A 20400-nucleotide genomic window follows, 5' to 3' on the forward strand; every position below is an offset into this window, starting at 1 on the left:
TCCCACTTCACCAGGCCACCCGTGTCCGCCACAAGAGGTCTAGACAGGTCTGTACCAATCGGTGATGAGGGATCATATGTATTCAAAACGCCTTAATTTTGGGGATAATTACCCTCGAAACGTTGCGTTTTCGACACCGTAGGAATGTAGACGGCGTTATTCAACGCGCAGCGGCGGCGCGGTGCGCCGGGCGGTGGCATGTGCTCGGTGAACGGTTCGACCGCTGTCGCCCGGGGCGACCTTCCGGGAGGACCTCCGGGACCGGATCCCCGCGGCCGGACCTTCGGCCGGTTTCCCTGTTTCCCGGCTTTCCGGCTTTCCGGCTTCCCGAGGGAGGGCTTCCCCGGGCGCCTCCGCCGGTCTGGTCGGGGCCTCGCCGAGCGGTCCCGATAGGGTCGGGCAGCGTGAACGACCCATTGGCTGTCATCGCGGGAATGCCCGGAGTGTCCGAGGCGGTCACCGACGCGCGCAAGGCCGTCGACCGGCTCTACGGGCACCGCGTGCTGCGGCGCAAGAGCCCGGAGGTGTCGGCCAGATCAGCGCTGCGCGGTGCCCGCGCGTCAGCCGCCCTGGAGGGTGTGGACGTGCCCCTCGACGTCATCCCCGAGGCCACCGATCCCGTGGTGCAGGGCGCGCTGCGCGTCTCGGCCGAACTGGGGCGGCTCGGCGCCACCTGGCGCACGGCGCCCCGCCAGGTGCTGGCCAGGCTGCACACGCTCGCGGCCTCGGGACTCACCGGAGAAGGCGGCACGGGAGACCTCGGCCGCCCGAGGGCCACCGCCGAGGCCCCCGACCCGCTCGGCCTGGGCGCCGCCCCCGGGCCGCAGGAGGCGGTGGCACGGGTGGACGGGCTGGTCCAGTTGGTGACGGCCTCCTCGAAGGCCCCCGCGCTGGTTCTCGCCGCCGTCGTACACGCGGAACTGGCCGTGCTGCGCCCGTTCGGGACGGCGGACGGGGTGGTCGCGCGCGCGGCGGAGCGGCTGACGCTGGTGGAGTTCGGCCTGGACCCGAAGTCGCTGGTGGCCGTCGAGGTGGGCCACCTCGAACTCGGCCCGGCCTACGGGGAGGGGTTGCGGTCGTATCTGAGCGGAACCCCCGAGGGCGTCGCCGCGTGGGTGCGGCACTGCGCGTCGGCGGTCGCGCTGGGCGTGCGTGAGGCCACGGCCATCTGCGAGGCCATGCAGCGAGGCTGACCTCGAGCGGGTCACCGCTTGCCTGCGTCCCTGAGCGACGGCTGATTTCGCTCGTGCCCCTGGGGTGCGACTGGCGTTGCTCGTGCCTCTGGGTGACGGCCGGCCGCGTGTTCGATCACCGAACGTCACTGATTACGGACATCCCGAGCGGCCGTCCTCACAAACCGACGGCGCCCCTGGTGTGGGGCGCCGTCGCCGACACGTTCCTACCGGGTTACCAAGCGTGCACCTGATAATCGCTGGAGCGGGACAAGCCCGCTCGAGCGCGCCTCCCGCGGCTGGCGGCGCGTGGGTACTCGGCGGCCGTGCCCGGACAAGTGGTCCGTGAAACCTTTGTACGTCCGATCCGCGCTGATGGGAACCCCTAGGGGCAAGACCTTTACGGATCGGGGGACATTAATGGACGAACCATCTGTTATCCCGTTTTGTCCTCCGAGAGGCCTGGGCGGTATGGCGCCTGGCGGGTGGCTGGACACCCTGACGATGATCACTGAGTGTCACCGTCGCCCGCCCGCGCGCAGAGCGCATCTCGGCAGGGCCGTATCCAGAGACTGGACCGTTACATTAAAAAAAGTGGTGGAAATCGGGGATTACTCCTCGACGAAGCTTGAGTTGATCGGGCAGCATGAGGTGGTATCTCCCCAAACCGGAGTAACTGCGCATGGGTTGCATCGCACTCCCCTCGCCATGCTCTGGCAGCTGTTGAAAGCTTTCTTCTGAAACGGGACCGGCTCTACCCCCCCAGAGCCGGACCGGTTGGCGACCCCCGCTCTCCCCCCCGGCGGGGGTCGCCCCTTTTTCCAGCCGCCCGTTGTCCGGTTTCTCCGGTCGCTCTCTGTCCGGTTTCTCCGGTCGCTCTCTGTCCGGGCGGCACGCCTTCCCTGTCTCGTTCCCGGCGCGGTGGCCTCCTCGGTACGCCCCTTCGCCTTCCGGTGACGGACTCTCCCCTCCCGCATACGGCCTTATATATGGGTGCTCTAGCTCGTACAGGCTTATAGACGGGCGCTCCTGTGCGTACAGGTGTGCGCGTGGACGTACCGGCCGCGGGTTTTCCACAGGACGCGCCGTGGGCGGCCGGTTGTCCACAGTGCGGCGTTCGGTATCCCGAGGAGGGGCGGTCGTCACGGAGAGTGGGGCTCCCGCACCTCAGGGAGGCATCCGTGGACCGCCCGCTGGTCATCACCGAAGACCACGATCTGCTCGACGACCTGCTCCGTGTCGCCGCCGCGGCCGGAGCCGAGCTCGATGTCGCCCACGTGCCCGCGCACGCCCGGCCCTACTGGAACCGCGCCCCGCTGGTCGTCGTCGGTGGCGACGTGGCCGACGCCCTGGCCGCGACCGGTCCGCCACCTCGCCCCCGCGTCTTCCTGGCCACCCATACCTCCGAGGATCCCGACACATGGCGCAGGTGCGTCGCGGTCGGAGCCCAGGGCGTGTTGGAGTTGCCCGCCGCGGAGCGGCGGCTGGCCGACGAGTTCGCCGACGCCGTCGAGCCGCCCGCGAGACCCGGATCCGTGGTGTGTGTCGCGGGCGGGCGGGGAGGAGCGGGAGCCAGCGTCCTGGCGGGTTCGCTGGCACTGGCCGCGTCCCGGCAGCGCGTCCGCACCCTCCTCGTCGACGCCGACCCCCTCGGCGGAGGTCTGGACCTCCTGCTCGGGCAGGAGGAGTCCGACGGAGCGCGCTGGTCCGACCTGGTCGCCCGTGAGGGCAGGGTCAGCTACACCGCGCTCCAGGCGGCCCTGCCGACCTACGGCGGGCTGACGTTGCTCTCCTTCGACCGGGGCAAGGTCGACCCGATCCCGGCCGAGGCGATGCGCTCGGTCCTCGAGGCGGGCCGCAGGGGCTTCGACCTGGTGGTCGTCGACCTGCCGCGCCACCTCGACCAGGCCGCGGTGGAGGCACTCGGACGAGCCGCCACGACCCTCCTGGTCGTCACCGCCGACGTGCGTGGCGTGCTCGCCGCGGCCCAGGTGCTCGCCGGGCTGTGCGGGCACACGGGCGAGGTGCGGGCCGTCGTGCGCAGCGGGGTCCTGAACGGCGACGTGGTGGCGACCTCGCTCGGCATCCCGTACGGCGGCAGCCTCCCCGACCAGCCACGTCTCGCCGCCGCGCTCGATCGGGGCGACGTTCCCCCACTCGGCCGCCGCACCTCTCTCGGCCGGTTCTGCGCCGCGTTCCTGCACGAGCTGTTCGGACCGGACGCGTGAAGCGGGCCGAGAACGCCGTGACGGTCTCGCCGGAGCTGGTGGAGGCGGTCCGCGTACGGCTGGCCAGGACAGGTGTCGAGCCCAGCGCCGCGCACGTCACGGTCGCCCTGCGGGCCGAGCGGGCGATGCTCGGCGACGCGGAGATCCTGGCGGTGGCCCGGGTCCTGTGCGCCGATCTCATCGGGGCGGGTCCGCTGGAGCCGTTGCTGGCCGAGGCCGAGGTCACCGATGTGCTGGTGAACGGCCCGCGCGAGGTGTGGGTCGACGACGGCAGCGGGCTGCGCCTGACCTCGATCGTCTTTCCGGGCGAAGACGCTCTCCGGCGGCTCGCGCAGCGACTCGCCTCCGCGGCGGGCAGGCGCCTCGACGACGCGTGCCCGTACGTCGACGCCCGCCTCGCCGGAGGCGTCCGGCTCCACGCCGTCCTTCCACCCGTGGCGCCCAACGGCACCTGCCTTTCCCTGCGGCTCCCGCCCAGACGCACCTTCACCCTTCCCGACCTGGTCGAAGCGGGCGCGATCGGGGCCGGCAGCGTCGCCGTTCTGACCGCGGTGATCGAGTCGAGGCTCGCCTTCCTGGTCACGGGCGGCACGGGTACGGGCAAGACGACCATGCTCTCCGCCCTGCTCTCCCTCGCCCACCCCGGGGAGAGGCTGCTGCTGGTCGAGGACTCCGCGGAGCTGAGACCGCTTCATCCCCACGTCGTCCGTCTGGAGTCGCGCCCGGCCAACCTCGAGGGCGCCGGTGGTGTCGGCCTGCGCGACCTCGTCCGCCAGGCCTTGCGGATGCGTCCCGACCGGCTTGTCGTCGGAGAGGTCAGGGGGGCCGAAGTCGTCGACCTTCTCAGCGCTTTGAACACCGGGCACGAGGGAGGTTGCGGCACCTTGCACGCCAACACCGCGACCGATGTGCCACCCCGCCTGGAAGCGCTGGGATGCGCGGCGGGTCTCAGCAGGGAGGCGGTCCACAGCCAGATCGCCGCCGCCCTGGACGTCGTCGTCCACCTGGTCCGTGACCATGCCGACGGCCGCCGCCGGGTCGCCGAGATCTGCATGATGGTCCGCCGCCCCTCGGGGCTGGTCGAGGCCGAAGCGGCCCTCACCTTCACCCAGGACGGCCAGGTGATCCCCGGTCCCGGCCTGCCCGCTCTCGCGGCCCGAGCACCCGGCATCGCGGATCCGGGGCCGACGATGTCCGCGCCCGATCGCCACAGGGAGTCTCGACCGAAGGTCCCCGGCCGGCCGAGCTCCGACGGGCCGGTGTCACGGTCGGCGTCGTGGCCGGTGTCATGGTCGGCGTCATGATGGCGACCGCCCTGGTCCTCGCCGCTCTGGCGGCGTGGTTGTGGGCGGGAGCGGATCCCGGCACCGCCCGCCTGCGCCGTATGAGACGTCGAAGCCTGGTCGCCGTCGCCTCGGGTTCTCTCCGCGAGAGATTCACCGCCCGGTCGCGGCCCTCCAAGCGCGTGGATGCCTGGCGAGCCGCGTCGATCGAGCTGTGTCAGGGCCTCGCCGCGGAGCTCGCGGCGGGGCGGACGGCGGGTGAGGCGCTGGCGCGGGCCGTGGGGGCGGCGGGGTTTCCCGATCCCGTCGCCCTGCGCCCGCTGGTCGCGGCCGCGAGAGACGGAGGCGACGTCCCCGCCGCTCTGCTGGCGGTGGCGCCCGAGCACGGAGGTGAGGCGTTCCGCGGGCTGGCCGCCTGCTGGAAGGTGAGCGTGACCGCCGGGGCGGGTCTGTCCGTTCTCGTCGATCGTGTCGCCGATTCCCTGCGAGAGGCCGAGGCCCATCGTCACGACGTCGCCGCCCAGCTCGCCGGTCCCCGGGCCACGGCCCGGCTGCTCGCGGGTCTACCAGTTCTCGGTCTGCTGATGGCGGCCGGTCTCGGCATGCGCCCGCTGCACTTCCTGTTCGGCAGCCCGGCGGGTGCCGGTTGCCTGATCGTCGGCCTTGCGCTCGACGCCTGCGGGCTGTGGTGGACCCACCGTCTGGTCGCTCGTGCCCGGCAGGGCCGATGACCGCGGCCAGGTCAAAGAGGCAGCCAGGTCAAAGAGGCGGTCAGGTCAAAGAGGATGAGAGACAGTGATCATTTTGCTCGCCGTGGTGTTCGCCGGAATCGCCGCTCGGCTGTGGAGCAGCCGGAGAGAACCCGCCGACCGGCTCCGCCGTGTGCGGCGCTCATCCCATCCGGTCAGGTTCCCGGAGATGTCGCAGGAGGTCGAAGGGTCCGCGTTCTTCCTGTCCGCGGGGGTGGCCCGCGATCCTTCCGCGCGGGTGGTTCGCGACGCGCCGGCGCGCATGTTTCGCGATACCTCCGCGAGCACGGCTCGCGGCACGGCCGGGAGGAGGGGCCGCGATGTGTTCGAGGGACCGGCTTGTGGGCCGGTGGGGCGACGGCGGCCGGGGCGGGGTGAGGTCGCGGCCGCCGTCGCTCCCGGGCTGGCGGCGTTCCTGGCCGTGGGGGGCCTGGCGGGGGCGGTCGCGGGTGTCGCAGGTTTCGGGATCGCGCTGGTGGTCCTGCGAAGGCGGGAGCCTCCCGAACTGCGCGGGGAACGCCGGAGGGTGACGGCGGATCTGCCACTGGCGGCCGATCTCATGGTCGCCTGCCTGCGCGCCGGCCAGCCGATCACCGGAGCCATCGACGTGACGGTGGAGGCGATCGGCGGGCCGCTGGGCGAGAGGCTGGCCTGGGTGAGTGGCCGGCTGAGACTGGGAGCGGCACCGGAGAGCGCCTGGCAGGTCCTGGACTCCGAGCGCTCGCTCGCCCCTCTGGCTCGGGCCATGAGCCGGGCCGCGCTGAGCGGCGCACCGGTGGCCGATGTCCTCATCAGGCTGTCCGACGACTCCCGCCGTGCCGCTCGCGCCGCGTCGTCGGCAGCCGCCCAGCGGGTGGGGGTCCAGGTCGTAGCCCCCCTGGGATTGTGTTTTCTCCCCGCCTTCGTCTTTCTGGGAATCATCCCCGTCGTGGCCGGTCTCGCCGGTGAGGTGTTGCTTCCCTGAGTTATCCACAGGGTTTTCCCCGACAGGGCAGGGTTATCCACAGGAAAATGATGATTCCTGTGGACAGAGCTCTGGAAATTTCCCCATCTGGTCCCTGAAACGGCTCTCCTCGTTCGAAGAGGGCCGTTTCATGCTTTTCGCCGACATTCTCTGCTCCTGGCCTGTGGACAACCCGAGGTTCTCCACAGAATGCAGTTCGAGCCAACGGGGCCGCGGGCGTATGGAGAACCCTGGCGTCACCGATGCCGGGCGGTGGGTCCGGTGGAGATCTCCAGGAGGAGCAGATGGCTCGAACGAGTGCCGTTCACGCGCGGCGCGACTGGTCGCGGTGGCCGCGTGCCCGGTGGGCACTGCTGACCACCGGCGCGCGCCGTGACCGAGGCATGTCCACGGCCGAGTACGCGGTCGGAACGATCGCCGCCTGTGCTTTCGCCGCCCTCCTCTTCAAGGTGGTGACGAGTTCCGACGTCCAGCAGATGATCACGGCTTTGATCAACCGAGCGCTCAACGTGGCCGGATGATCCTCCCGGCGTCGGTGACCTCCTCTCGCCGGTCGAGGGGTTCGGTGACCGCGGAGACGGCCGCTGCGCTACCTGCCCTCATGGTCGTGCTGGGAGCAGGGCTGTGGGCCGTGGCGGCGGTCGAGGCGCGACTGGAGTGTGTGGACGCCGCGCGGGCCGGGGCTCGGGCCGCCTCGCGCGGCGAACCGCTTGAGCGGGTCCGAGGCGGCGTCCTGTCGATGGTTCCGGCGGGCGCCCTGGTCACGGTGACCCGGAGTGCGGAGACGGTGCGGGTGGAGGTGTCCGTGGACGTCAGGCCTCGCTGGGGCGACTCGCTCCCGAGCGTGACCGTTCACGCGACCGCCGTGTCCGTCACCGAGCCGGGGCCGGAGCGGTAGGTCGTGGCGTGTGGTCGGGACCGGGGATGGAGGGGTGGGCCGTGGTTCGTGGTCGGGACTGGAGCTGGAGGGGTGGGCCGTGGCCGGGACCGGAGCGGTGGGGCATGGCTCGTGGCCGGTTTCGCAGGGGTCACACCACGGTCACCCCCGGCCGCCCATCCCCGGCCGGCCGCGTCCGTGGTGGCGGCGCGCGTCAGGCGTCGACCAGAGCCGTGTGCCGACCGGAAAACCGAGAAGCCGGAAAACCGAGAAACCAGGCCGGGAGAGAAGAGGAGGGGACGTGTCCACGGCAAGGCGAGAGGCCGGTACGGGGATGAGCGGAGAGAACGCGCAGCGAGGGTCGGCGACGATCTGGACGGTCGGGCTCATGGCGCTGGTCTTCGCGGTCGCGGCGGCGGTCGTGTTCGCGGGTGTGGCCAGGGTCACGCGCCACCGGGCACAGAGCGCCGCCGACCTGAGCGCGCTCGCCGCCGCCCGGCTGGCCTTCGCGGATCCCGGCCGAAGCTGCGCAAGGGCCTCCTCGCTCGCCGCGGACAACGAGGCCAGGGTCACTCGATGCTCTCTCCGCGACGGCGGCATCGCGGACATCGAGGTGACCATGGAGGTGTCCCTGCCGCTGAAGGGGCCGGTGGCGATCACCGCCAGGGCGCGTGCGGGCCCCGTGCACATCGCTGATCCCGGCCCTGCTGATCCCGGCCCTGCTGATCCCGGCCCTGCTGATCCCGGCCCTTGGCGGCGGTCTGATGAAAGATGAAACCCGGCCGTCACGTTCGCGGCTCGTCCTGGGAGAGCAGGACGGCGAGAAGCCGGAGGGCTCCGGCCTTGTCGAGGGGCTCGTTGCCGTTGCCGCACTTGGGAGACTGGATGCACGACGGGCAGCCGCGTTCGCACTCGCAGGAGGCGATGGCCTCGCGGGTGGCCGTGAGCCAGTCGCGCGCGCGGGCGTAACCACGTTCGGCGAAACCGGCGCCGCCCTCGTGGCCGTCGTAGACGAAGACGGTCAGCAGCCCGGTGTCGGGATGGAGCTCTGTGGAGACACCCCCGATGTCCCAGCGGTCGCAGGTCGCGAAGAGCGGCAGCAGGCCGATGGAGGCGTGTTCGGCCGCGTGCGCGGCACCGCCGAGGTCCACGCCCTCCTCGGCGAGGGGAACGATCGCCGAGATGGGCAGCGTCCACCAGACGGCGCGGGTCCGCAGCGTGCGCGGGGGCAGATCGAGAGGTTCGTCCCCCATGAGCTCGCCGCTCTGGGCTCGGCGCTTGAGATAGGCCACCACCTGGCTCGTCACCTCGACCGCGCCGAAATGGAGCTCTCCCTGCCCGAGGGGGTGCGAGCGAAGGGACTCGATGACCGAGATGTCGGTGACGTCCCTGGCGAAGGTCGTGTAGTCGGGAGTTCCGGCCTCGACCAGCGCGACCCCCGCCTCCAGATCGAGTTCGGCCACCAGAAACGTCTCTCCCTGGTGCACGTAGACGGCGCCGGTGTGCACGGCCGAGTGGGCCGAGGGCTCGTCCACGGTGCCGAGCAGCCGCCCGGTGGACATCTCGACGACGTGAACGGGCGCGGCGCCCGCTCCCCGGATGTCGGCGAGGTCGGTGGCGCGTCTCCGGCTGGTCCAGAACCAGCCCGCGGAACGTTCCCTGAGCAGGCCGTTCCCGACCAGGTCCGCGAGGACCTCCTTGGTGGTCGGGCCGAAGATGTCCAGTTCGTCGTGGGTCAGCGGGATCTCGGCCGCCGCCGCGCACAGATGGGGCCCCAGCACGTACGGATTGCCGGGGTCGAGCACGATCGACTCCACGGGACGGCCGAACAGGGCCTCCGGATGGTGAACGAGATAGGTGTCCAGGGGGTCGTCCCTGGCGATCAGCACCGCCAGCGCGTCCTGCCCGTCCCGCCCGGCCCGCCCGGCCTGCTGCCAGAGGGAGGCGCGGGTTCCCGGCCACCCCGCGATGAGCACGGCGTCCAGCCCGGAGATGTCGACGCCGAGTTCCAGCGCGTTGGTCGTCGCCAGGCCGAGCAGTTCGCCGGAGCGCAGTGCCCTTTCCAAACCCCTGCGATCTTCGGCCAGGTATCCCGCCCGGTAGGCCGCCACCTTGCCGGACAGGTCCGCGGGCGCCTCCCCGTCGGCGATGAGGTCCTGGAGTTTGGCCCGCGTGGTGAGGGCCACGGTCTCGGCGGCCCGGCGGGAGCGGACGAAGGCCAGGGTCCGCACGTCGGAGGCGACGAGGTCGGCCAGGATGTCCGCGCTCTCGGCGGTCGCCGGGCGGCGGACCGGGGCCCCGCCCTCGCCGCGCAGGTCGGTCAGGGGTGGCTCCCACAGCGCGAAGGTGGTCGCGCCCCGGGGAGAGGCGTCCGCGGTCACCTCGGCCATCTGGAGGCCTGTCAGGCGCCTCGCGAAGATTCCGGGCTCGCTGGCCGTCGCCGAGGAGAGCAGGAAGGTCGGGCTGGAGCCGTAGCGGGCGCAGATGCGGCGCAGGCGACGCAGGATCTGCGCGACATGCGAGCCGAACACGCCCCGATAGCCGTGGCACTCGTCCACGACGACCATCCGCAGCCGCCGCCAGAAGAGCGACCACTGAGCGTGACGGGGCAGCAGGCCGCGATGGAGCATGTCCGGGTTGGTGAGGACGTAGTTGGCGTGCTTACGCACCCAGACCCTCTCCTCGAAGGAGGTGTCGCCGTCATAGGTGGCGGCCCTGAGGCCGGGAGGGTCGAGCTCGCGCAGCGCACGGAGCTGGTCGGCGGCCAGCGCCTTGCTGGGCGACAGATAGAGGACCGTGCCGCCGTCGAGCGTCGAGGAGAGCGCCGGGACCAGGTAAGAAAGGGATTTGCCCGACGCGGTCCCTGTGGAAATGATCACGTTTTGGCCACGGTGGATCAGGTCCGCGGCCTCGGCCTGATGTGGCCACAGACCGGAAATACCGTGGTTCGCCCAGCGCGTAACCAGCCGCTGGTCGACCCAGTCCGGCCAGCGGGTCTCACCGGCCTGACGTGCGGGAACGCGCTCCACATGGGTGACACGCCCATGACGTGCGGGAACGTCGAGAAGACGGCTGAGGGCGGTGCCCGCGCTGAGGGGCGAGGATGAGGGCGGGGTCACTGGTTTCCAGTCTCACATCTGTGGGCAGAGTCGCCGGGAATCGTGATTTCGTATAGACACTGAGCGTACGCATGGTTGAATGCCGCGCGTCGGGGCTTGTCGTCCGGGGGCCACCCGGTCCCAGGAGGGCACGCCCGAATCGGTACTTTCGCAGGCAAGGCGCTGGAGGATCTGTGGATCTGAAGTTGGACCACCATTCCGAGGACCGTCTCACCATCGTTGAGGTCGAGGGTGAGATCGATGTCTACACCGCGCCCAGATTGCGTGAGCTCCTGATCGACCTGGTCAACAAGGGGAATTTCCACCTGCTCGTCAACATGGAGAAGGTCGACTTCCTTGACTCCACGGGCCTTGGTGTCCTGGTCGGCGGGCTCAAGCGAGTTAGGGCGCACGATGGCTCACTGGAGCTTGTCTGCACCCAGGAGCGCATCCTGAAGATTTTCCGGATCACCGGGCTGACAAAGGTCTTCGGGATCTACGCCTCGGTCGACGAGGCCAAGGAAGCTCACGGTCGAGACAAGTAGTCGTGGCTACCGTCGAGCTGACGTTCAGCGCTCTCCCCGCGCATGTGCGGACGGCACGTCTGGTCGCCACGGCCATCGCCAGGCGCACCGGCGTGCAGGAGTCGCTGCTGGACGAGGTAAGGCTTGCTGTCGGTGAGGCATGCTCGCGGGCCGTGGAGGCACATCGCCTCCACTGTCCGGGGGAGCCGATCCGGATCGAGCTACGTGATGACTTGGGGCGTTTCGAGGTGACGGTCACCGACTCCGCCCCCAGTGATAGCGACGAGCTGGAGCATGATCGCGCCCTTCTGGGGTTCGACGATCCGTTCGGGCAGCTTCCCGATGACCTGATGGCCGGTTTCGGCATCGCGGTCATCGCGGGGCTGGCCGACGACGTTCAGGTCTACCCGAGCCAGAAGGGCATGTGCATTCGCATGAGCTGGCCGGCGGCGACGAACGGAATGTCTCCGGTCTGACAGAGAAGACTTCGGCGACCGGGCGTGTCCGTACGGGCACGCCCGGTTGTTCGTTGGGGGTCGAGTGGCCCCGCGGGGCGTGGTGCGGGTAGAGGATCCGCGCCGATGGTGTCCTCGTTAAGTGGCCCCGCAGAACGTGGTGCGGACAGAGGATCCGCTGATGGTGTCCCCGTCGAGTGGCCCCGCAGGACGTGGTGCGGGCAGAGGATCCGCTGATGGTGTCCTCGTGAAGAGGGCGTTCCCGTGAGAGCGCCCGGTGGTCCGGGGTGGGGATCTCAATTTCGGCCTAAACTTAATTTAGATGTTTCTTGCCCGAAACTGGGAAGAAATAGGGGTGGGCGGGACAGGTGTGACGGGTGAAATGACCTCATAAGCAGGTCGGTCGTCAAGAGGCGCTGGTCGTGTCGCCAAATGGGCGTGGGCGGAGGCTTCATATCCGCGTCGTCGCTGCGTAGACTCCCGGAACCGGCCAAGGTTTATCCTTCGGAGCGGCCCGCACGCGAGCCGCCCTCCGTGGGGGTCTGCAACTGGAAGCGGCACTGCCAACCATCCCGGATGTGCGCCGCTTCAGCCGCCTAATCTCACCGCAGCGCACTCCGGGCAGGACGTGTTCCCGTCTTGCCAAGGAGACTCGGATGTCTGTGCTCCATCTCGCCGCTGCAGAGCCAGCGGTATCCCTGAGTGGTCACCACTTCACCATCGTGATCGTGGTCGCCGCCGTCGCCCTGCTCGCACTCGCCGTCGCCGGCACATTGGTGCGGGAGGTGCTGGCCGCCGACCAAGGCACCGAACGTATGCAGAACATCGCGCGAGCCGTCCAGGAAGGGGCTTCCGCGTACCTTACGCGGCAGTTCCGGACGCTCGCGTTGTTCGTCATTCTGATCCCGTTCCTGCTGTATCTTCTCCCGGCCGAGACGACCAGCGTGAGGATCGGCAGATCGGCTTTCTTCGTCGTCGGCGCGCTGTTCTCCTCGCTGACCGGATTCATCGGCATGTGGCTGGCGGTCCGCGGCAACGTCCGCGTCGCCGCCGCGGCCCGCGCGTCCGGCGAGAAGATCGCCATGCGGATCGCCTTCCGCACCGGCGGCGTGGCCGGAATGATCACTGTTGGCCTCGGCCTCCTCGGCGCGGCCGTGGTGGTGATCATCTATCAGGGCGACGCCCCGGCCGTGCTGGAGGGCTTCGGCTTCGGCGCCGCGCTGCTCGCCATGTTCATGCGAGTCGGCGGAGGCATCTTCACCAAGGCCGCCGACGTCGGCGCCGACCTGGTCGGCAAGGTCGAGCAGGGCATTCCCGAGGACGATCCGCGCAACGCCGCCACCATCGCCGACAACGTCGGCGACAACGTGGGCGACTGCGCGGGCATGGCCGCCGACCTGTTCGAGTCCTACGCGGTCATGCTGGTCGCCAGCCTGATCCTGGGCCGGGTGGCCTTCGGCGTCGAGGGCCTGGTGTTCCCGCTGATCGTGCCCATGATCGGTGTGATCACAGCGATCATCGGCATCTTCGTCACCGCCCCGCGCGCCGGCGACCGCAACGCGATGGCCGCGATCAACCGGGGTTTCTTCATCTCGGCGGCCATCTCGGCGATCCTCGTCGCCGTCGCGGCCTACCTCTACCTGCCGGCCAGCTTCTCCGGGCTGACCAACGTGAGCCCGGAGATCGCCGCGGTCACCTCGGACCCGCGCCTGATCGCGATCGGGGCGGTGCTCATCGGCCTGGTGCTGGCGAGCGCCATCCAGGTCCTCACCGGCTACTTCACCGAGACGAACCGCCGTCCGGTGCGGGACATCGGCGAGAGCTCCCGTACGGGTCCCGCCACGGTCATCCTGTCCGGCATCAGCGTCGGCCTGGAGTCGGCGGTCTACTCCGCGCTGATCATCGGAGCCGCCGTCTACGGGGCCTTCCTGCTGGGCTTCGGCAACGTCACCATCGCCCTGTTCGCCGTGGCGCTGGCGGGCACCGGCCTGCTGACCACGGTCGGCGTGATCGTGTCGATGGACACCTTCGGGCCGGTCTCCGACAACGCCCAGGGCATCGCCGAGATGTCCGGTGACGTCGAGGGCGAGGGCGCCCAGGTGCTCACCTCGCTGGACGCCGTCGGCAACACCACCAAGGCCATCACCAAGGGCATCGCGATCGCCACGGCCGTGCTCGCCGCCACCGCGCTGTTCGGCGCGTTCCGTACGGCGGTCGAGACCCAGCTGGCGAGCGCGACGGCGGAGGTGAAACAGGCGCTGGGCTCGTTCAGCTCGTTCAACCTGAGCGTCGACTCCCCGAACGTGCTGGTCGGCCTGATCATCGGCGCCGCGGTGGTGTTCATGTTCTCCGGCCTGGCGATCATGGCGGTCGGCCGCGCGGCCGGGCGGGTGGTCTTCGAGGTGCGCGAGCAGTTCCGCACCAAGCCGGGGATCATGGCGGGGACGGAACTGCCCGACTACGGCAGGGTCGTCGACATCTGCACCCGCGACTCGCTGCGGGAGCTGGCCACGCCCGGCCTGCTGGCCGTGCTGACCCCGATCGCCGTCGGTTTCGCCCTCGGGTACGCCCCGCTCGGCGCGTTCCTGGCCGGTGCCATCGCGTGCGGCACGCTCATGGCGGTGTTCCTGGCCAACTCCGGTGGTGCCTGGGACAACGCCAAGAAGCTGGTCGAGGACGGTCACCACGGTGGCAAGGGCTCGCCGGCCCACGAGGCCACCATCATCGGTGACACCGTCGGCGACCCGTTCAAGGACACCGCCGGACCGGCGATCAACCCGCTCCTCAAGGTGATGAACCTCGTGGCGCTGCTGATCGCCCCGGCCGTGGTGACCTACGCCGACAACACCGCGCTGCGCATCGGCATCACGGTGCTGGCGGTGGGCATCGTCGTCGCCGCGGTCGTCATCTCCAAGCGTCGTTCGGCGGGCATCGCCCCGACGGAGGAGAACAACTCCGACCGGGAGCCGGAGCAGGTCTCCAGCTGAGCATTGTTTGACGAAGGGGTGCACGGGCCGCGTGCACCCCTTCGGCGTGTGCGGGCCACCCCAGTGGGAAACTGGCCGGTATGGAACAGCAGCCCTCCGGAGGCAAGACACTCGTCCTCATCCTGCTGGCGATGGCCGCGGTGTTCGCGGTGATCGTGGGTCTGGCCATGTGGGCGTCGCGATGACGGCGCGCACGCTCGTCGTCCTGCGCCACGCCAAGGCGGTTCACACCTCCGGCCTCGCCGATCGCGAGCGTCCTCTCACCGAGGTCGGCGAGCGCGACGCCCTCAAGGTCGGCGCGGCCCTCGCCGGCATGGACCTCACCCCCGACCTGGTGCTCTGCTCGCCGTCGGTACGGACGCGGCAGACCGCCGACCTTGCGCTCCCCGGCGCGGACATCCTGATCGAGCCGGCCATATACGAGGCCTACCCCGACGAGCTGCTCACGCTGATCCGGCGGAGCGACCCGGAGGTCGGCACGCTGGTCCTGGTCGGTCACAACCCCGGGGTCCAGGAGCTGGTCACGCAGCTCACCGCCGCCGACGGCGACGCCGGGTTCCCGCCCGGCGCGTTCGCCGTCATCGAGGTCGACGGCGAGTGGGCCGGGCTCGACACCGGCCGCGGGATCGCCCGCTGGAACCCCAAGAAGCACTGAGACGGAACCTCCGGAAACACCGGGACGAGGCCTTCGGGAAGCACTGAGACCCGGCGCGGTTCCGGGAGGGGAGTCGCGAGGGGCGCGATCGGGGGTGGCATGCGAGGGCTCACCGGCGCGCTGCGCGCCGACTTCCGGCTCTCCGGTCGTCCGGCCTGGGGCTACGGCCTGCTGTGCGCGCTGGTCATCTGCCTGCCCCTGATGTCCGGTGTCCTCCTCGGTCAGCTCCGGGAGGGCGCCTCGGTGGCCCTGGGCGGCTATCTCACGCTCTTCGGCGACGCCCCGGGACAGCCGTACGGTGATCGTGTCCGCAGGCTGCTCGTCAGCACGACCACGGTCACGCTCGGTGGCGGTCTCGGAGCGCTCGTCCAGCCCGGTCCCTGGCCGGTCGCCGCCGTGGTGGTCGGCCTGGTCGCGGCGGCCGGCGTCTACTGGCCGGCGCTGGGCATCCCCGCGGTGCTCTCCGTGACCCTGGCGTACTTCGCGTTCCCCGGCGTGAGCGTGCCGCTCCACATGGGGACCACGGCCGCCGGCGGCCTGCTGGCCGTGCTGCTGGTCGTGGCGGTCTGGCCGGTACGGCGTCTCCGGCCGCTCCACAGGGCCGTGGAGGAGGCCGGTACGGCGCTGGCCGACCTTCTGGCGGCCGGGGGAAGGGCGCCGCTCGCGGACGAGAGCTGGGAGCCGTTGCGCCACCGGGCCGTCACCGCGCTGAAGGACCTGGACAGGGCGCTCTCCCTCTACCGGATCTCCGTGGAGGACGACCGGTCGCCGGATCGGCTCCCGGCCACGCTGACCCGCGTTTTCCAGCAGACGATCGCGCTGCGCGTACTGCGCGCGGCGGCCGTGGAGGCGGGCATCGGGACGGAGTGGATCCGGGAGCTGGACGAGGCGGTCGAGGCACTGGCCCGCGCGCTGCGGGAGGCGGTGCTGCTCGGCGGTCCGTCGGAGATCCCGGAGGCGCCGGCCGCCATCGGGCGGTTCGCCGACCGGGTGGACGAGATCCGCATGGCCGCCCGCGCGGGCGGCGCCCCGCTGCCCGCGGCCGTGCTGCTGGGGCAGATCCGCCAGGGTGTGGACCGGATCGCGATGGCGGTGCGCTCGGTGGCGCGGCAGGCCGCCGAGAGCGTCGGGACGGGCCCCCGCCTGCCGAGGTTCGTACGGCCCCGCAGGCCGGCGGTGTCGGCCGGCCGCCACCCGGTCCGGGTCGGGCTGGCGGTGATCACGGCCATGACGCTGATGGCGCTGGTCCACGAGCACTACGCGAAGTGGTTCGTGGTGACCGTGGCGGTCAGCCTCCGCCCGGCCTACCGCGACACGGTGGAGCGGGTGCTGCTGAGGGTGCTGGGCACGGCCGTGGGCGCGGTGGCCGCCGCGGTGGTGCTGGCGGTCGCGCCGGGGCACCTGCACCTGACGCTCTTCATCTCCGTCTGCGCGGCGCTGGGCTTCGCGCTGCGCGGGTCCGGCTACGGATACTGGGCGATCTTCTCCACGCCGCTCTCGCTGATGCTGTCCGACTTCTCCCTGCCGCTCGACTGGGGCGCGGCGGCGGCCAGGGTGGGACTCACGGTCGCGGGCGGCGCGCTGGCGCTGCTCTTCGCCAGGCTGCTGTGGCCCAGGGGACACCGGGCCCGGCTGACCGCCGAGATCGCGGAGATGCTCGACAGCCACGCCGTCCTGGTGCGGTCGCTGATCGACCGGGACCCCGCCCAGGTTGACCTCCGGGGCTTCGCCGCGGCCGACGCCGCAGGGCGGCTCACCGACTCCCTGGACCTGCTGGACAAGGAGCCGGGCGGCAGCGCGCCACGGCGGCTCAGGGAGTCGCTGACGGCGGCCGGGCGGCTGCGGGACAACGCGCTCGCGCTGCTGGCGGTGCCGCCGCCCGGGGAGGGGGCGGGACCCACGGTGACGATCCTCGATCTCGTCGCCGACCGGCTGGAGAAGGTCGCCGAGGCGGTCAGGACGGAGGAGGCCGGGGTGCCGCCCGACGATCTCGACGCCGTGCTCGACGAGTTCGGCGCGCACGTGGACGCGCTGGCCGCCCGCCGCCTGGACGAGCTCGCCGAACTGGCAGAACTGGCCGATGCCGATCCGCACGAGGACGCGGCCGACAGGATGACCGGCCTGCGCCGACGCGTCAGGCACGCCGCCGCCGCACAGCCCGCCCTGCGCGGTCTCGGCGCCGAAGCCGTACGACTGGCCGCTCTGACCACCCCGAGAAGCCGGTAGCCCGCGCTCCGAGGCGCGGGCGGTTCACCGCTTCAAGGGGCAGGTGGCTCACCGGCCGAGCCGGCCGAGCCGGCCGAGCCGGCCGAGGCGGCCGAGCGGGCCGAGCGGGCCGAGCGGGCCGAGGCGACCGAGCGGGCCCAGGCGCAGGTGGCCGCGACCGTCCGCGACCGTTCGCGAGGCCGGTGCGGTCAGCGTTCGGCGGCGGTGACACCGTCCTCGGCGTCGGCGTCCTCCACCTCGGCGCGGGGAATGCCGAGCAGGTAGAGGATCGAGTCGAGGTAGGGCACGTTGACCGCGGTGTCGGCGGCGCGGCGGACCACCGGCTTGGCGTTGAACGCGATGCCCAGGCCGGCCGCCGCGATCATGTCCAGGTCGTTGGCGCCGTCGCCGATGGCCACCGTCTGGCTGATCGGGATCCCCGCCTCGCGGGCGAAGCGCTCCAGCGCCCGCGCCTTGCCCGGCCGGTCGACGATCTCGCCGACCACCCGCCCGGTCAGCACGCCGTCGACGACCTCCAGGGTGTTGGCCGCGGAGTAGTCGATCCCGAGGTCCTCCACGAGGGCGTCGGTGAGCTGCGTGAACCCGCCACTGACGATCGCGAACCGGTAGTCGAGCCGTTTGAGCGTCCGTACCAGCGTCCGGGCGCCGGGAGTCAGCACGAGCTCCCTGCGTACCTTCTCGAAGACCTCCTCCGAGAGGCCCTCGAGCAGCGCGACCCGGCGGCGCAGCGACTCGGCGAAGTCGAGTTCGCCGCGCATCGCCTCCTCGGTGACCCTGGCGACCTCCTCCAGGCAGCCGGCGTGCGCCGCCAGCAGCTCGATCACCTCGGCCTGGATGAGCGTCGAGTCGACGTCCATCACGATCAGCCGCTTGGCCCTGCGGTGCAGGCCGGTCCGCTGCACGGCCACGTCGACCTGCTGGGTGTGCGCCTCGACGGCCAGCTCCGCCCTGAGGGTGTCGGGGTCGGCGCCGGAGAGGGACAGCTCGATGCAGGTCACCGGGTAACTGGACAGGCGCTCGATCCGGTCGATGTTGGCACCGGCCGCGGCGATCCGTCCCGCGATGCCCGCCATGGCGGCGGGCTGCAGCGGCGCGCCGAGCACGGTGACGTTGAGCCGCCCCCTGCGCCGCTTCTCCTTCGGGTCGGAGCCGGTGGACAGCTCCACCTGCAGCCCGAGATCCTCCGCGGTCCGCTCGACGGCGGTCCAGAGGGCACCGAGGGTGCCGCCGGTGCCGGTCGGCGTGTCGCCCGCGTAGGAGACGAGGACGCCGAGGGTGAGCCGGCCGCGGATGACGACCTGCTCCACGTCGGCGACGATGACGGGGAAGCCGGCCAGGACCGAGAAGAGGCGTGAGGTCACGCCCGGTCGGTCGGGGCCGTTCAACGTGATCAGGAGCGTGCGCTGGTTCATCGGTTCCTACGGTACTTGGCTCAGGATCGGGCCGTGAATGTGGTTCATCATCCGGACGCCTGGAGTTCGCGGGGCACTCCGGTCCCGTGTCACCTGCGACTGTCTTCATGAACTCATGACGACCCTTCCCATGGAGCCGCGCCTCGCCCGCTACAGCGTCGGGCTGGCCGCCACCGCCGCCGAGATGCGCGAGGCCCAGCGCCTGCGTCACCGGGTCTTCGCCGAGGAGATGGGCGCCAGGCTGGACAGTCCCATCACCGGCCTGGACGTCGATCCGCTCGACGCCTACTGCGACCACCTCCTGGTGAGGTGTGACGACACGGGTGAGGTCGTCGGCACCTACCGGCTGCTCGGCCCCCGCCGGGCCGACCGCCTCTACTCCGACTCCGAGTTCGACCTCGGCGCGCTGGCGGGCATCCGGGGGAACATGGTGGAGGCCGGTCGGGCCTGCGTGCACCCGGGCCACCGGGGTGGCGCGGTGCTCGGGCTGATGTGGGCGGGGATCGCCCGCTACATGGTGGCCGGAGGGTACGGCTGGCTGGCCGGGTGCTGCTCGGTGCCGGTGGCCGACGCCGCCGAGATCATGGAGCGGGTGCCGCTCTCCCCGCCCGGCTACCGCGTCACGCCGCACCGCCCCTGGCGGGCGGACCCGGTCTCCGCCGTGCCGTCGCAGCGGGAGGACCCGGTCTCCGCCCTCTCGCGGCGCGAGGACGCCTCCGCGTCCGCCACGAGGCCGGGGCGGGCGCTGCCGCCGCTGCTGCGCGGGTACATGCGGCTGGGCGCCTGGGTCTGCGGCCCGCCCGCCCACGACCTCGACTTCGGTACGGCCGACTTCTTCGTACTGCTCTCGATGGCCGAGGCGGACCCCCGCTACCTGCGCCACTTCCTGGGAGCCACCTCGTGAACCCGTGGATGCCGACGGCTCCGTGCGGGCCCGCCGGATGTCTCCTCCCGCCGGGGTCGAGGGCCGCCGGGCCGCGCAGGGCGCTGCGACTGGCGGCGATCGCACTGGTCGTCCTGGCGGGGACGGTGGTGGCGCTCGCGGCCCGCGGGCTCGGCACGACGGGCAGGATCCGGCTGACGAGCGCCTGGTCCCGGCTGGTACTGCGGGCCGTCGGCGTACGGGTCGAGGTGCGCCAGGGTTTCACGTTCATGGCAGGCTCCGTCTCCCGGCCCCGTCCGGTCGCCGGCGGGCCGTCAGGGGCCGCTCCGCTGATCGTGGCCAACCACGTGTCGTGGCTGGACCCGCTCGTCATGGCGGCGGTCCTGCCGAGCCGCCTGCTCGCCAAGCACGAGGTACGGGTGTGGCCGGTGATCGGTCTGCTGGCGGCAGGGGCGGGCGCGCTGTTCATCGACAGGGACCGGCTCTCCGCGCTGCCCGAGGCCGTCGGCGGGGTGGCCGCCGCGCTCTCCGGCGGTCACCCGGTGGCGGCCTTCCCCGAGGGGACGACCTGGTGCGGACGCGGGATGGGCTCCTTCAGGCCCGCGGTGTTCCAGGCGGCCCTGGACGCCGGGGCTCCGGTCAGGCCGGTGGCGATCAGGTATCTGGAAGGGGATGACGCCCTGGCCACCGGGCCCGCCTATGTCGGCGACGACCCCCTCTGGGCCTCGGTCCGCCGCGTGGTGGCCGTCCGGAGGCTGACGGTGGAGGTGACGATGCTGCCCGCGGTGTGGGGACGTGACCGCAGGGAGCTGGCCTGGGCGGCCGAGTCGTCCGTCGCCTCGGTGCTGGTCGCCGGGGTCGCGCACGGTCTCCCCGTCGCCGCCTGA

17 protein-coding genes are annotated in these 20400 nt (G+C 71.4%); 15 read left to right on the forward strand and 2 right to left on the reverse strand.

Features of this window, described 5'->3' with window-relative positions:
• Nucleotides 1–404 precede the first annotated feature (404 nt).
• The 8 genes from ACTOQ1_RS15885 (at nucleotide 405) to ACTOQ1_RS15920 (ending at nucleotide 8048) form a co-directional block, all read left to right on the forward strand.
• Complete coding sequence (locus ACTOQ1_RS15885) at nucleotides 405–1193, forward strand: oxidoreductase (protein ID WP_440067832.1); 789 nt, start codon at nucleotides 405–407, stop codon at nucleotides 1191–1193.
• Nucleotides 1194–2353: 1160 nt separating this feature from the next.
• Nucleotides 2354–3400, forward strand: coding sequence for a septum site-determining protein Ssd (ssd, locus tag ACTOQ1_RS15890; protein WP_440067834.1), 1047 nt, complete (start codon nucleotides 2354–2356; stop codon nucleotides 3398–3400).
• The gene (locus ACTOQ1_RS15895; protein WP_440067836.1) at nucleotides 3397–4704 is read left to right on the forward strand and encodes a TadA family conjugal transfer-associated ATPase; all 1308 of its coding nucleotides are present in this window, start codon (nucleotides 3397–3399) and stop codon (nucleotides 4702–4704) included. Before ssd ends, ACTOQ1_RS15895 begins: the two co-directional genes overlap by 4 nt.
• On the forward strand, nucleotides 4677–5414 hold the full coding sequence (locus ACTOQ1_RS15900) for a type II secretion system F family protein (RefSeq protein ID WP_440067837.1): 738 nt from the start codon (nucleotides 4677–4679) through the stop codon (nucleotides 5412–5414). The genes ACTOQ1_RS15895 and ACTOQ1_RS15900 overlap by 28 nt, the downstream gene beginning before the upstream one ends.
• A gap of 367 nt (nucleotides 5415–5781) precedes the next feature.
• Nucleotides 5782–6396: a type II secretion system F family protein gene (locus ACTOQ1_RS15905; protein ID WP_440067839.1), complete on the forward strand. Its 615-nt coding sequence runs from the start codon at nucleotides 5782–5784 to the stop codon at nucleotides 6394–6396.
• A 284-nt stretch (nucleotides 6397–6680) separates the two neighbouring features.
• Nucleotides 6681–6917 (forward strand): DUF4244 domain-containing protein, encoded by a 237-nt coding sequence (locus tag ACTOQ1_RS15910; protein ID WP_440067841.1) that lies wholly within the window; start codon nucleotides 6681–6683, stop codon nucleotides 6915–6917.
• A 44-nt stretch (nucleotides 6918–6961) separates the two neighbouring features.
• Nucleotides 6962–7294 carry a TadE family type IV pilus minor pilin gene (locus tag ACTOQ1_RS15915; protein ID WP_440067843.1) on the forward strand — a complete coding sequence of 111 codons (333 nt, stop codon included), beginning with the start codon at nucleotides 6962–6964 and terminating at the stop codon, nucleotides 7292–7294.
• 280 nt (nucleotides 7295–7574) lie between these two features.
• Nucleotides 7575–8048 carry an Rv3654c family TadE-like protein gene (locus ACTOQ1_RS15920; protein WP_440067844.1) on the forward strand — a complete coding sequence of 158 codons (474 nt, stop codon included), beginning with the start codon at nucleotides 7575–7577 and terminating at the stop codon, nucleotides 8046–8048.
• Between the two features lie 10 nt (nucleotides 8049–8058).
• Here ACTOQ1_RS15920 and ACTOQ1_RS15925 read toward each other — a convergent pair whose 3' ends face one another.
• Nucleotides 8059–10302 carry a DEAD/DEAH box helicase gene (locus ACTOQ1_RS15925; protein ID WP_440067846.1) on the reverse strand — a complete coding sequence of 748 codons (2244 nt, stop codon included), beginning with the start codon at nucleotides 10300–10302 and terminating at the stop codon, nucleotides 8059–8061.
• Between the two features lie 263 nt (nucleotides 10303–10565).
• Between ACTOQ1_RS15925 and ACTOQ1_RS15930 the strand changes: the two genes are divergently transcribed.
• The 5 genes from ACTOQ1_RS15930 to ACTOQ1_RS15950 all read left to right on the forward strand — a co-directional run bounded on the left by ACTOQ1_RS15930 (nucleotide 10566) and on the right by ACTOQ1_RS15950 (nucleotide 17218).
• Nucleotides 10566–10916, forward strand: a complete 351-nt coding sequence (locus ACTOQ1_RS15930; RefSeq protein WP_030916965.1) for an STAS domain-containing protein — start codon at nucleotides 10566–10568, stop codon at nucleotides 10914–10916.
• A 2-nt stretch (nucleotides 10917–10918) separates the two neighbouring features.
• Nucleotides 10919–11371 carry an ATP-binding protein gene (locus tag ACTOQ1_RS15935; protein WP_329088933.1) on the forward strand — a complete coding sequence of 151 codons (453 nt, stop codon included), beginning with the start codon at nucleotides 10919–10921 and terminating at the stop codon, nucleotides 11369–11371.
• A 635-nt stretch (nucleotides 11372–12006) separates the two neighbouring features.
• A complete protein-coding gene (locus ACTOQ1_RS15940; RefSeq protein WP_440067849.1) occupies nucleotides 12007–14337 on the forward strand; it encodes a sodium-translocating pyrophosphatase in 2331 nt (776 codons plus the stop codon).
• A gap of 181 nt (nucleotides 14338–14518) precedes the next feature.
• Nucleotides 14519–14992 carry a SixA phosphatase family protein gene (locus tag ACTOQ1_RS15945; protein ID WP_440067851.1) on the forward strand — a complete coding sequence of 158 codons (474 nt, stop codon included), beginning with the start codon at nucleotides 14519–14521 and terminating at the stop codon, nucleotides 14990–14992.
• Between the two features lie 99 nt (nucleotides 14993–15091).
• Complete coding sequence (locus ACTOQ1_RS15950; protein WP_440067853.1) at nucleotides 15092–17218, forward strand: FUSC family protein; 2127 nt, start codon at nucleotides 15092–15094, stop codon at nucleotides 17216–17218.
• A 188-nt stretch (nucleotides 17219–17406) separates the two neighbouring features.
• On the opposite strand, the gene serB is transcribed toward ACTOQ1_RS15950, so the two are convergent.
• The gene (gene serB / locus ACTOQ1_RS15955) at nucleotides 17407–18630 is read right to left on the reverse strand and encodes a phosphoserine phosphatase SerB (protein ID WP_440067854.1); all 1224 of its coding nucleotides are present in this window, start codon (nucleotides 18628–18630) and stop codon (nucleotides 17407–17409) included.
• Between the two features lie 115 nt (nucleotides 18631–18745).
• On the opposite strand from serB, the gene ACTOQ1_RS15960 reads away from it, so the two are divergent.
• Nucleotides 18746–19534, forward strand: coding sequence for a GNAT family N-acetyltransferase (locus ACTOQ1_RS15960; protein WP_440067856.1), 789 nt, complete (start codon nucleotides 18746–18748; stop codon nucleotides 19532–19534).
• On the forward strand, nucleotides 19531–20400 hold the full coding sequence (locus ACTOQ1_RS15965; protein ID WP_440067858.1) for a lysophospholipid acyltransferase family protein: 870 nt from the start codon (nucleotides 19531–19533) through the stop codon (nucleotides 20398–20400). Before ACTOQ1_RS15960 ends, ACTOQ1_RS15965 begins: the two co-directional genes overlap by 4 nt.

It is taken from the genome of Streptosporangium sp. OZ121, from assembly GCF_051918885.1.
Taxonomy (GTDB): Bacteria; Actinomycetota; Actinomycetes; order Streptosporangiales; family Streptosporangiaceae; genus Streptosporangium.

Coding starts and splice junctions, on each gene's coding strand:
- ACTOQ1_RS15940 (WP_440067849.1), top strand. CDS start 12,007: ATGTCTGTGCTCCATCTCGCCGCTGCAGAGCCAGCGGTATCCCTGAGT.
- ACTOQ1_RS15910 (WP_440067841.1), top strand. CDS start 6,681: ATGGCTCGAACGAGTGCCGTTCACGCGCGGCGCGACTGGTCGCGGTGG.
- serB (WP_440067854.1), bottom strand. CDS start 18,630: ATGAACCAGCGCACGCTCCTGATCACGTTGAACGGCCCCGACCGACCG.
- ACTOQ1_RS15945 (WP_440067851.1), top strand. CDS start 14,519: ATGACGGCGCGCACGCTCGTCGTCCTGCGCCACGCCAAGGCGGTTCAC.
- ACTOQ1_RS15950 (WP_440067853.1), top strand. CDS start 15,092: ATGCGAGGGCTCACCGGCGCGCTGCGCGCCGACTTCCGGCTCTCCGGT.
- ACTOQ1_RS15960 (WP_440067856.1), top strand. CDS start 18,746: ATGACGACCCTTCCCATGGAGCCGCGCCTCGCCCGCTACAGCGTCGGG.